This is a genomic window from Citrobacter sp. MGH100 (assembly GCF_001034465.1).
Classification (GTDB): Bacteria; Pseudomonadota; Gammaproteobacteria; order Enterobacterales; family Enterobacteriaceae; genus Citrobacter; species Citrobacter youngae.
Genome location: NZ_KQ089800.1, coordinates 624,772 through 636,466 on the forward strand (window position 1 = coordinate 624,772; position 11,695 = coordinate 636,466).

13 protein-coding genes and 1 pseudogene are annotated in these 11,695 nt (G+C 47.8%); 5 read left to right on the forward strand and 9 right to left on the reverse strand.

The window, feature by feature from the left end:
* Window positions 1-5 precede the first annotated feature (5 nt).
* The 3 genes from SK32_RS02870 to SK32_RS02880 form a co-directional block, all read right to left on the reverse strand.
* A complete protein-coding gene (locus tag SK32_RS02870) occupies window positions 6-299 on the reverse strand; it encodes a TrbC/VirB2 family protein (protein ID WP_048211274.1) in 294 nt (97 codons plus the stop codon).
* A complete protein-coding gene (locus SK32_RS02875; protein WP_048211275.1) occupies window positions 299-1,006 on the reverse strand; it encodes a lytic transglycosylase domain-containing protein in 708 nt (235 codons plus the stop codon). Before SK32_RS02875 ends, SK32_RS02870 begins: the two co-directional genes overlap by 1 nt.
* 76 nt (window positions 1,007-1,082) lie before the next feature.
* A complete protein-coding gene (locus tag SK32_RS02880; protein ID WP_048211276.1) occupies window positions 1,083-1,316 on the reverse strand; it encodes a hypothetical protein in 234 nt (77 codons plus the stop codon).
* Between the two features lie 446 nt (window positions 1,317-1,762).
* Here SK32_RS02880 and SK32_RS02885 point away from each other — a divergent pair, with 446 nt between their 5' ends.
* Entirely contained in the window at window positions 1,763-2,971 is a 1,209-nt protein-coding gene (locus SK32_RS02885) for an IS256 family transposase (protein ID WP_048211277.1), read from the forward strand.
* A 64-nt stretch (window positions 2,972-3,035) separates the two neighbouring features.
* Here the strand turns inward: SK32_RS02885 and SK32_RS02890 are convergent, their stop codons facing one another.
* The 4 genes from SK32_RS02890 to SK32_RS02905 form a co-directional block, all read right to left on the reverse strand.
* Entirely contained in the window at window positions 3,036-3,245 is a 210-nt protein-coding gene (locus SK32_RS02890) for a TraR/DksA family transcriptional regulator (RefSeq protein ID WP_048211278.1), read from the reverse strand.
* Window positions 3,235-3,819 carry a DUF2857 domain-containing protein gene (locus tag SK32_RS02895; protein ID WP_197081315.1) on the reverse strand — a complete coding sequence of 195 codons (585 nt, stop codon included), beginning with the start codon at window positions 3,817-3,819 and terminating at the stop codon, window positions 3,235-3,237. The genes SK32_RS02890 and SK32_RS02895 overlap by 11 nt, the downstream gene beginning before the upstream one ends.
* Before the next feature lie 54 nt (window positions 3,820-3,873).
* The gene (locus SK32_RS02900; RefSeq protein ID WP_048211280.1) at window positions 3,874-4,068 is read right to left on the reverse strand and encodes an AlpA family transcriptional regulator; all 195 of its coding nucleotides are present in this window, start codon (window positions 4,066-4,068) and stop codon (window positions 3,874-3,876) included.
* 608 nt (window positions 4,069-4,676) lie between these two features.
* A complete protein-coding gene (locus tag SK32_RS02905; RefSeq protein WP_048211281.1) occupies window positions 4,677-5,483 on the reverse strand; it encodes an AraC family transcriptional regulator in 807 nt (268 codons plus the stop codon).
* Window positions 5,484-5,559: 76 nt separating this feature from the next.
* On the opposite strand from SK32_RS02905, the gene SK32_RS02910 reads away from it, so the two are divergent.
* The 4 genes from SK32_RS02910 to SK32_RS02925 all read left to right on the forward strand — a co-directional run bounded on the left by SK32_RS02910 (window position 5,560) and on the right by SK32_RS02925 (window position 9,131).
* Window positions 5,560-7,596, forward strand: coding sequence for an FUSC family protein (locus tag SK32_RS02910; RefSeq protein WP_048211282.1), 2,037 nt, complete (start codon window positions 5,560-5,562; stop codon window positions 7,594-7,596).
* On the forward strand, window positions 7,586-7,798 hold the full coding sequence (locus SK32_RS02915; protein WP_048211283.1) for a DUF1656 domain-containing protein: 213 nt from the start codon (window positions 7,586-7,588) through the stop codon (window positions 7,796-7,798). The genes SK32_RS02910 and SK32_RS02915 overlap by 11 nt, the downstream gene beginning before the upstream one ends.
* The gene (locus SK32_RS02920) at window positions 7,799-8,662 is read left to right on the forward strand and encodes an efflux RND transporter periplasmic adaptor subunit (protein ID WP_048211284.1); all 864 of its coding nucleotides are present in this window, start codon (window positions 7,799-7,801) and stop codon (window positions 8,660-8,662) included.
* Between the two features lie 112 nt (window positions 8,663-8,774).
* Window positions 8,775-9,131 carry a helix-turn-helix domain-containing protein gene (locus SK32_RS02925; protein WP_048211285.1) on the forward strand — a complete coding sequence of 119 codons (357 nt, stop codon included), beginning with the start codon at window positions 8,775-8,777 and terminating at the stop codon, window positions 9,129-9,131.
* 572 nt (window positions 9,132-9,703) lie between these two features.
* Here SK32_RS02925 and SK32_RS02930 read toward each other — a convergent pair.
* Together SK32_RS02930 and SK32_RS02935 are read right to left on the reverse strand one after the other, a co-directional pair.
* Window positions 9,704-10,622: pseudogene (locus tag SK32_RS02930) on the reverse strand (hypothetical protein).
* A 237-nt stretch (window positions 10,623-10,859) separates the two neighbouring features.
* Entirely contained in the window at window positions 10,860-11,666 is an 807-nt protein-coding gene (locus SK32_RS02935; protein WP_048211286.1) for an SDR family NAD(P)-dependent oxidoreductase, read from the reverse strand.
* Between the last annotated feature and the right edge of the window lie 29 nt (window positions 11,667-11,695).

The window sequence follows — 11,695 nt, forward strand, 5'->3', positions numbered from 1 at the left end:
ACCTCTCAGCTCATCAGCAGTGCGCCGATCTCACTGCCCCCGCCAATCAGGATCCCGCCAATGATGATGTAGGCGCACTGGGACAGGCTTTCGCCTTTCCAGAGGGTCTTGTAACCCACCCAGATCACGGCCACGGTGATGGTGATGGCCGCCAGACCATGAAGACCGGTGGAGACCTTTTCCATCACGGTATTTGCGCGAGTGAAACCATCGGCAAACGCCGGGGTAGTAGAAAAAACCATGAGCACACCTACGGAAACAGCACTGACAGTGGTCTTTAGCTTGCGAAAAAGTGTCATTATTCTTCCTCACGGGGTGACTGAGAGAGGCTGCGACGTACTGACGGCGCGGAGGTCTGTGCGATGGCGATTTTCCCCTGACGGAGTTTTGCGGGGACGCCCCGGACAACGGCCCCCGGCCAGATCAGACGGGGAGGGGATGGCTTATCAGCAGGAATGGCTTCCAAGGGAGTCGATGTTGTGGATTTATCCCCGCGAGTGCCCGGTACGACATAACGAGGAGACGCCGAAACATAACCCATTCGCTGCACATAGCTGGTCCCGGAAAAAGCCGCTTCAGGCTGTAGTCCTGTACGGAAATTGCCGGAGTAATAGCAGCTCAATGCTCTTTTAAGAGAACCGCCACGTTGGTAGCAGTCGCTGAGAATGCGTTCAAAAACGGACAAATTGGTGCAGGGATCAAGCAGGTCAGTGGCCGTTACACCGTAATGACGGAAATTGGTGCTGGTGATTTGCATCAGCCCCACAGAGTAACGGCGGCCTTGTGTCACGAGGCGGCGAATAATGAGCTCAGCTTTGTCCCGGCTGGCGGGTTGATGGGAGATAACATTGTTATCTCCGAGGGAGCGAGTGGCCTTCGGAATAATTTCGGCGATGGCATAAGGGTTAAAACCGGACTCCACCCGTGCCACGTCGAGCGCAGTGGACGGATGAATGCTGGCGGCACACTGCATGGCCGCCGCCAGAAAGGCAGTGGTGGAAAGCATGATGGCCTCGGAATTGAAGGCAGTGTGCCAGTCAGTCGACCCGGCACGCTGCGGAGTAAGGCGTAATAAAGAAGGGTTAAAGCGCCGTTTCGCCGGGCTCGGTACTCTGTGGCAGATTGCTATCCTCTCGTGGCTCAAGCAGGACCAGTTTGCCGGAAACCGCAATACCGGGTGTCAGGACAATATTCAGGCCGGGCTTGCCGTTGTGAGCAAATGCCACACCAACCCTGGTCCAGTAGGTGTTTTTTTCGCCTTGCATATCAGGCGGGCCTTCCTGGGTGACAAATACGTGGTAGATGGGTTTTCTCATGAATTATCTTCTCATCAGAACGACAACGATTGAAATAAACGGGTCACATCCCGATTCTGCATTCCGGTTTTAACGGGTCAGCGAGAACATTCAGCGGCACCCTGAATTGTGGTTTTGTGACAGCCCGTTCCGTATTATTAAAGAGCAATACCCGGCCCGGACGAATTAACGTCCATCAGGGCAACCATTCTGTAATGGCGTGTTCAGCATGAGGGATCTGGATCGAGTCATGAACGATAAACTCAAAACAAAAATGAAAGAGTTAATCGGATGGATAAATAAAGAAAGGGGGGAACAGGAAAGGAAGTGGAAGTAAATTATGGGGGTTTATTTTTATTTTCTGATACAGATAAAGACGTATGAGAATTTATTACGAGCCTGTACATAAATTTGTGTAATTGCCTGATTTTGATATGTTCAATTCAACATCAAAGGCAGGTTACTTTATGGACGAAAAACAGTTGCAGGCTCTGGCTAATGAACTGGCCAAAAATCTCAAAACTCCCGACGATCTTAGCCAGTTCGATCGTCTGCTGAAGAAAATCAGCGTTGAGGCGGCTCTCAATGCTGAGATGTCTCACCATCTGGGGTACGATAAAAATCAGCCTAAACCGGGCTCCAATACCCGCAACGGCTACTCAACAAAGACCGTAGCGACTGCGGATGGTCCACTTGAACTGCGTACTCCCCGGGATCGCGAAGCCACCTTTGAGCCTCAGTTGCTGAAGAAAAACCAGACCCGCATCACCGGGATGGATAATCAGATTTTATCCCTGTACGCCAAAGGGATGACCACCCGCGAGATAGCGACTGCATTCAAAGAGATGTACGACGCGGATGTCTCGCCAGCGCTGGTCTCAAAAGTCACTGACGCCGTCATGGAGCAGGTTGTTGAGTGGCAAAACCGGCCACTGGATGCAATCTATCCTATTGTTTACCTTGACTGTATTGTCCTTAAGGTCCGGCAGGACAGTCGCGTCATCAATAAATCCGTGTTCCTGGCGTTGGGCATCAACATCGAAGGCCAGAAGGAACTGCTGGGTATGTGGCTGGCCGAAAATGAAGGCGCGAAGTTCTGGCTGAATGTGCTGACAGAACTGAAGAATCGCGGCCTGAACGACATCCTCATCGCCTGTGTCGACGGACTGAAAGGCTTCCCGGACGCCATAAACGCGGTATATCCGGAGGCCCGCATCCAGCTGTGCATCGTACATATGGTGCGCAACAGCCTGCGGTTCGTCTCCTGGAAAGATTACAAGGCCGTTACCCGCGATTTGAAGGCGATTTACCAGGCGCCGACGGAAGAAGCAGGTCTGCAGGCGCTGGAAGCGCTCGCCAGCGCCTGGGACAGCCGCTATCCGCAGATAAGCCGGAGCTGGACGGCAAACTGGGTGAACCTTGCGACGTTCTTCGCCTACCCGGCAGATATCCGCAAAGTCATCTACACGACCAACGCCATTGAGTCACTGAACAGCGTGATCAGGCATGCGATCAAAAAGCGCAAGGTGTTCCCGACGGATGAGTCAGTGAAAAAGGTCGTGTGGCTGGCAATCCAGGCCGCCTCACAAAAATGGACGATGCCGCTGAGGGACTGGCGCATGGCAATGAGCCGTTTTATCATCGAGTTCGGTGACCGCCTGAGCGGTCACTTCTGAGAAAAGGCATTTACACAGAATGGTGTACAGGCTCTTTATTACTCATACGTCTTTTGGCTCACATTTAACACCGACGGCGTTCAAGTTTATCCTGACATTCCGTACAGGTTGTTACGCCCGGTAGTGCTTGCCGTCGTTTTTCAGGAATAGGTTTACCGCATAAACGGCAGTGGAATAATGATGGTGTTGTTCCTGGTTTGAAACGGCTCTGTTCAATCATCTCTTCCAGTCGTTGTTCATTGAACTCCTGATCGCGGTCGATCTCATCCGGCATGTGATGCCCTCCTGTTGGCGACTTCCTTTTCGCAGAGTGTGATGCGCTTCCAGACGGTGGTGAGAGACAGTCTTTGGAACCTTGGTAGCAGGACTTCAGTTATCTGCATCATGGCCATCAGCGCATCTGGCGACTCCAAGTTTTCCACCCGGCGTTGTTGCCATTGCCGCCAGATAGAAGCATCCGTCTTCTCATCCGGTTCAGGCGTCCGGCCATACGGCACGCTGACACCCAGTAACCGACGGCGAAGGCAGACGTCATTAGACGTCAGGCCAAAAAACTGGTTGAGCAATGCGATAGAACCACCCAAGCGGATGGCCTTGTTAATCTGCTGATGTCGCAGGTATTCCTGGTGAGCCTGCGCCAGTAAATGATGCAAAACATCATGACGGACTGTGACCGCAATAAAAGGAGCTGCCATCCGGCTGACGGCAAAGAGTTCATCAAGTGATAGCTGACTGAGCGCATTCATTTCGTCGAAAGTAAATCCCAGTAATTCGCAGTAACGAATATTCCCTTCATGCAAAGCGCGCAAAGCATCTGTCAGAATGGTGTAATTAACTGATGGGATCATCATATTATCTCCTCACTCTGTAGTTCGGGAAGAAGGTAAAACAGACAGGTGTTTTCAACTGGCTTCTCGCCCGGCTAATTTAAGGTTGATCCATTCATCAATTTCCGATTCGAGCCATGCCACACTTGCCGGTCCAATTTTTATAGACCGTGGGAACGAACCACTTTTCATATACAGGTAAATCTGGGAGCGTTTTAGGCCGGTTTTTTCTTCGACCTGTTTTAAACGTAATAACTGATGTGATGTCATCGTATTCTCCTGTTGTGGAATAACTGGTATATGTCCAGAGAAAATAAAAAAACACAGCAGAAAACTTAGGGGAAGTCGAGGGCCCCTTATTACGGACGGGAAGGTCCTTAGTACGGTTTTGTAGTAAAATAAATACGTCGTTAGTTGGATAAGGATGTGGTGAAGGGGGATGCTGCAGGGCAGTTTCCAGCGTGTCGCTGTTGCAACGGCGTTATGGTTTAGCGTGATTATGAAGAGAATAAAAAGATGCGGTTAAATACATTCATTGCGAATTTCAGTCAGGGGGGCGTTACCACTCTGGCAGCAATACGCTATGAAGCATGGTCATAGAAGTGTTCTGTGTGGTCGAAACATATATGCTCAACTACTTCCTTGACACAATGCTGAATTGATTGTGCTTCCCGATCATGTATAGACCGATCCAGCAGATATAATACTGTCCTTTGATTCTTGTTATCGTTAAGGCGGCTGAGGCAATATGGTCCTGGCTGGAGGTTCCATGTGGTAAAGATTCTGTGGTGCGGTACCCCGCACAGGGAGACGGATACGTCAGGATGCTGCATACGGCTCTATGACTCACCTCTGGTTTCTTGGATAACCTGATGTCGCTAAATATCGGTTAAGTGTGCGCTTGTTTTCCGTTCGGCAAAATAGTGCGCGGGTGTACTGCCCATTGTTTTTTTGAACATGGTGATAAACGCATTAACCGATTCATACCCCAGATTAGCTGCAACATTCTGAACCGAAACGCCGCTAGCCAGTTCCCGGAGAGCAATTATCAGTTGCAGTTGCTGACGCCAGCGTCCGAACGTCAACCCGGTTTCGCGCAGCATTAAACGCGCGAGAGAACGCTCGCTAAGCGCCAGTCTTTTTGCCCATGCTTTGAATGTGCTTCGGTCATCAGGTTGACTGACCAGAGCATCGGCCATGGCGCGGATTTTAGGATGCGACGACACAGGGAGGCTCAGTTTCTGCTGAGGCATGGTGGCTAATTCATCGAGTGTTACTCTGGTCAGTCTGGCGGGATGGCTTTCCGGTGGATATTCGACGCCCTCGCGGGTTAAACGGGCAACAAGTTCTTTAATCAGACTGGAAATTGCCAGAGTACAGCATCGCTCCGGCAGCGCGACAGCTCCAGGTTCGATAAACAGATAGTTGAGATGCGCATTCCAAGTAGCTTTGGCGCTGTGCGGCACTCCCCCAGGGATCCAGACGGCACAATCAGGCGGCACGATCCAGATATCATTTTCGGCGCGACAAATGACCGCCCCATAGAGGGCAATAATCAATTGCCCTTTGCGGTGCGTATGCACAGGCACTTCGGCCGCGTAATCGACAAAATCCAAATGACGCGCGACTGCGGGGCAGGGGGTGGCATCCGGATCAAACAGCGTATTGGCGAGTGGGGGTAACATAGATTGGCAACATTTAGGTATTTTTTGACAGAATAGAGTATTTAAGTGGATATGCAAGCCGGTAATAATTTCCGGCATGAAAAAAATTAACGCGAGTTACTTTCATTTTTTACACACGATATGCCAACGTCTTCGCGGTATGGCTTCTCCTTCACTACTGAATGATGCGAACGCTCTGCTCTATTCCGCGAAGAGTTTTGCCGCAGCGATGCTCGCATACTACATTGCACTGTCAATTGGCCTGGAGCGGCCTTCTTGGGCAATTATCACCGTGTATATTGTTTCCCAAACCTCCGTCGGAGCGTCGCTGAGCAGAAGTCTGTATCGTCTGGTGGGAACGGTAGTCGGCGCGGGCATAACGGTATTAATTGTACCTGCTTTTGTGAATATGCCGTTATTTTTCAGTGTGATACTGACGGGCTGGATCACCTTCTGCCTCTATTTATCCTTGCTGGAACGCACGCCCCGCGCCTATGGTTTTGTCCTGGCTGGTTACACTGCGAGTCTGATTGGCTTCCCTGCGGTATCCGATCCTGGTGCGATTTTTAACATCGCTATTGTTCGGGTACAGGAAATCATGATCGGTATCTTCTGCGCGGCACTTATTCATCGCTATGTATTGCCCGCGCGCATAACGGGCCAGTTCAACAGTAAATTGTCGCAGACGCTGCTCTCGGCACGACAGCGTGTCGCAGATACTTTAGCAGGCAAACCCGACGCTGTTTCCGGGCCGCTGCATATGGCACTGGCATTACAGTTCCTGCAGGGTATCAGCCATCATATCCCTTATGATTTTGCGTTCTCTGTACCGGTCCGGCAAGCGAGAAAAAGGCTTCATGATCGGCTTGCGCGATTAGTCATTGTTAACTGTGAGTTACGCGACCGTTTAGCTCTGATAGCGACGATACCTGTAGATGTGCAAATTCTGCTGGGTGATGTTGAGGTCTGGCTGGCCTGCAAAGATGAAGGAAAATTCAAAAGCGAGGGTGAAGCGCTCAAAAAAAGGAGTGAAAAATTACTACAGCGCTATTCAGTGTATGAGCTGACGTTTGAAGAAGCGCTGCGTGTAAGTTTTATGCGCTACCTGTTAGAGGCCATTGTCCTTGTGCAGCAGTGCTATCGTCTTTCGGATGCCATTCATCACGCGAAACAGACGCCTGCGCACTCGGAAAAGAATACCGTGAAAGGATATGTATTCCACCGCGATCCTCTTACTGCTGCCCGCACCGCACTGGGCGCTTTCGCCATCATTATGAGCGGCTGTCTGGTGTGGATTTTCTCGGCATGGCCTGATGGTGGTACGGCGGTTTCTATCCTTGGCGTTTGTTGCACACTGTTTGGCAGCTTCGATACGCCTGCCCCGCATATTGTTAAGTACATTATCGGCTCCTTCTGGGGCGTTGTGATAAGCCTGATCTACAGCTTCGTTCTACTACCACAAGTCAGTGATTTTATCGTGCTGGTAACGGTTTTAGCTCCGGTATATCTGCTTGCCGGATCGCTCCAGGCCAGACCGCCTACCACGTTTATGGCTATGGGGATCACACTGACGCTGCCTATTTTGTGCGAGCTGGGTGCCCACTACAGCGGGGATTTTGCCGTGGCGGTGAATACCTCTATCGCACTATTTTCTGCTACTGGTTTTGCAGTGCTCGGCATGAGCCTACTGCAAACTGTGCAGGCTGATTCGGCGATAAAACGGCTGCTTCAATTATGCCAGCGAGATATTAACCGCAGCGTGGAAGGTAAGCTGAATACAGACGAAACCCTCTGGACCAACCTTATGATCGATCGGGCAGCGTTGATACTGCCGCGATTGCAGCGCAGCGGACAGTCACCGGAACGGGCACATCATTTGTTGTACGCCCTGCGTATAGGGCTGTGTGTAATGCGATTACGCCGATGTGATGCGCATGCGAACAAAGAAATAAAAGAAGTGCTCACTCTTCTTACACACTCGACAAATATTGACACCTTACTTCAACGGATCGCCAGTCTGACTGAGCGCAGCTTGAGCGTAACAGATGAACTATCGCGGCATTATGTTGATCAACTGGTTGATCTTTACTGCGCATTAAGCGTTCAGAAAATGGAGCCTGCTAATGATCAATGATTTCAATATTGAGGGCGTTTTTGTACCCGGTCTGCTGGTAATTGCCCTCGTTGCACTGACCTGTACACTATTTCTCGTACATCTTTTCTCTTTCAGCAAGGGTTACCGCCGCTTGCCCTTTAGACCGATGATCGATTTTTCCGTCTTCATTATTACTTTTTACCTGCTGTTGCAGGGACTGACCGAACTGGGGTTTTTTTAAATGAAATCGTTACTTTCTCTACTGGGCCGCTACGTGCTGACGTTCAGCGCTGTGGCGGTGGCTACGCTTTTGGCTTTTATTCTCTGGAAACATTATGCGCAAACCCCTTGGACCCGTGATGGTCGGGTTCGTGCGGATGTGGTACAGATTGCGCCGAATGTCTCCGGACCGTTGCTGAATGTGTCCGTCCGCGATAATCAGTGGGTTAATCGGGGCGATGTGCTCTATTCCATCGACCCGCACTGGTTGAGGTTGGCAGTGGACAGCGCACAGGCAGATGTTGAGGCGAAACGTCATGAAATGCTGATGCGCCAGGATGCGGCGAGGCGACGCTCTCAGATTAAAGGGGTGATTTCCAGCGAGGATTTACAGCAAACAGCCAGCGCAGCCAGCGTCGCTGCGGCCAATTACCACGGTGCACTGGCTGTGCTGGACCTTGCAGAGCTTAACTTATCGCATGCTATTGTTCGGTCTCCGGTTGCGGGCTATGTCACACATTTGCGACTTCGCCCTGGCGACTATGCCACAGCGGGAGAAACTAAAGTTGCCATCATTGATGCCCATAGTTTTTGGGTGGTTGGCTATTTTGAAGAGACTAAGTTGCAACATATCCGCACGGGAAATACTGCACACATAACGCTGATGGGATTTAAGCCGGTGATCACGGGTCATGTTGAGAGTATCGGACGCGGAATAGATGATAACAATGACGAGACCGGGGGGCTTGGCCTGCCTAATGTCGAGCCAACCTTTAGCTGGGTGCGGCTCGCGCAGCGTATCCCGGTTCGGATTCATATTGACAGATTGCCGGATGGAGTTGAATTGGTGGCTGGACTGTCTGCGAGTATATCCATCACACCATAATAAAAAGTATGGTCTCTATTGAGGATTTATGCAGAACTTATGGATTGTTAGTTCTTGATCTAAATGCCTGATGAGAATGTATTTCTGGTAGAGTAACTATGAGGTTTCGGTTATGAAAAACAGAAAAGATTTTGTAAGTGACTTAATTATTTGGATAAACAATGATATCGAGATGCCACTAAAAATTGATGATGTGGCTATCAAATCCGGATATTCAAAATGGCATTTGCAGAGAGTGTTTTTATCTGAAACCGGTCAGAGTCTAGGAGGTTTCATCAGAGAGAAAAAATTATGTCTTATTTTAGATGCTATTATCACAACAAATGAACCTTTGATAAACATAGCGATGCGATTTGGCTTTGACTCTCAGCAATCATTAACTAGGGCATTTCGAAAAAGATATAATGTCCCACCACACCGGTATAGAAAAAATGCCGTCAATATTAAAAATAACTCTTCCTGGGGGTAAGGCAATTACCCGTATCATAAGGATGAGTTTTTAAATCCTTAGTAAGCATCTGGATTATGGGCGGGGTTCATCTTGTAATAATGGTCTTAGTACATCTGTTATAGATTTTTGAAGAAAATAAAAATTCTCATTTATTTCATTGTAAATGAACTTAAGGCTTCCTGTGCAATATGTTTTTTCATGCTTTTGCATGTGTAAGGTATCGGTTAGTACAGTCGGATTCATTAATTGGAATATAATTACGAACCCATGCATGTATTTAATAGTTGGATGAGCTAAGGTTAATCTATTTTGTGGGTTTTGGATTCGAGCGAACCTATGCAATTCGACTAAACCCTCCTTTAATAAGGAGTGACTTTTATGTATATGCGTGGTTGCGAGCATTTAAGTACTGTTTTGCTTTTACTTTTCTAATGCTTGATAATTGATGATATGTATTGATACCAGTAGTACAGAAATACAATGTCCCTTGAGGTGACAAGGAAAAAAGAGTCAGAGAAATTAATTATGTCCGTATTACTGATTTTAGAGTCCTTAATACGGACATTTGGGTTTAGTAAATTTCACTTGCGTCAATCCGACATTGATGTGGGGGAACCGCGTACGAGTGCAGTTTTTAACGTATCACCACTGAGCCTGTCGGTAATGCCTTCGTCAGATGCCCATTGTTCGAAAATTGATAGTAGTTTGTACGGTTTATTAATTAATGGACGGATGACTTCATTGTTTTTACAGGCTAGCCAGAGAAAACGAGATAGTGGTGTTGATATTCGCGTTGAAGATGATGGGGGCACACTGTTATTGGTTGTGATGTCAATTAATTTATCAAGTTCAGCATGTCGAATAACAAACCAGGCATCCCGAGGTAAAAGATGAGCCGGGAAATACTCTTTTTCCAGGTAATTATTTATCCTCTGTGAGAATATCTCTTCATGTACATCTAGTGAGATTTTTTTAGGGAGTTGCATAATTTTTTGTGTTATTCTTTCTTGCCATGTCATTCTGTCGAATAGTTGAAATACTTCTCCTTGTAAGCTAACTGTTATGCCATGATTAAAATCAATAGCTCCTGTTACAGGCAATGGTATTTTAAGAGATTTGGCAAGTAATTTTTGTACTAGAACATATTCATATCCAATCAATAGAGTGTCAATAACTCTCTCTGTGGGAATGATATATTTGCCAGTAGTGCTAATAATAAAATTATGCCCCTTAATAAAAGTTTTCTTGTCAAGAAGGCACAAACGATTTATTGATGACATCTCAGATGATCTAAGCCTTAATTTGTAGCCCGATCTTTGTACTTTACGTAATGAAATTGGCGATTGAAAGTAAATAGAGAGATGAATGCTGCCATGTAATGCATATCTGTAAATGTCACTTTTTTTTAATTTTCAGTCCTTTTTTATTTATCACGTCGACTGCTTCACGGATAGTCAGCCAGTCAGGCGAACTATAGTTTGTATTTGATAGGGTTTGTTTTTTTGACATAGTGGTTTCCTTCCATATCTATTGTTTTTTTAAAAAATTCCATGGATTTTCCAGTGAAATTAATTTCATGGCGCGGTATCTATTACGTTATGAAGTTTGGATTATATTGGCTCGGGGGCTTCTTAGCGTTTCAGACCCCCATGTCCGGCCTCATATTTCGCAGTGGTTGAAAAGAAGAACAAATACCAAGTTAAACTAATTCAATCCTCAAAAATTATTTGAGTTGAATGGAAGAAATTACATAAATCTGTCTGCTCCGCCTGATGCTTCGATTGTCTGTCCAGTAACAAACTGATTCCTTCCAGAAAGCAGGAACGCAGTAATCGCAGCAATATCTTCAGGAAGTCCAAAGCGGCCCACAGGCGTTTTCTCTTTACCCAGTAATGCCATTACCTCTTCGTCTGTTCTGTCATTCAGTTCAGGACGACGATTGCGGACATTCGGTAGCATATTCTGCGCCCAATTATCCGTCGCGACAGCACCCACTCCGATCGCATTGACCAGAATGCCATCCTGAGCCACGCTAAGTGCTAAACTACGGGTCAGGTTGTTGATAGCGGCGCTCAGTGCGTGTGAGACGGTAAGTTGCGGGTTAGGATAGATACCGCCAATGGATGAGATATTAACAATACGCCCCCAGTTTCGTTTCTGCATCCCGGGGATGACGGCCTTACAAAAACGTCGCATGGCGGAGAGTTTGGTCTCAGTCATTAGCTGCCAGTCTTCTTCCGAAGTGGTTAACAGCGTTCCCGTATGTGCTCTTCCGGCATTATTTACCAGTAAATCAATACGCTGAAAAACCTTTTCCACTTGTTCAACCACCAAGGAAGGGAGTTTGGGATCAGTCACATCCCCGGCAACAGGCAGCACCGAAACACCGTATTTCTCTGATATTTTTTTCGCAGCCAGAATCAGCTCAGGTTCTCGTCTGGCCACCATGACTAAATGCACACCATTCACGGCCAGTTCTTCACAAATGCTGAAACCAATTCCGGTTCGGGCTCCGGTTACCAGAGCCACTTTTCCAGTCAGTTTTAAATCCATTTGCTGCTCCTCAAGTTAAGCACAGTTAA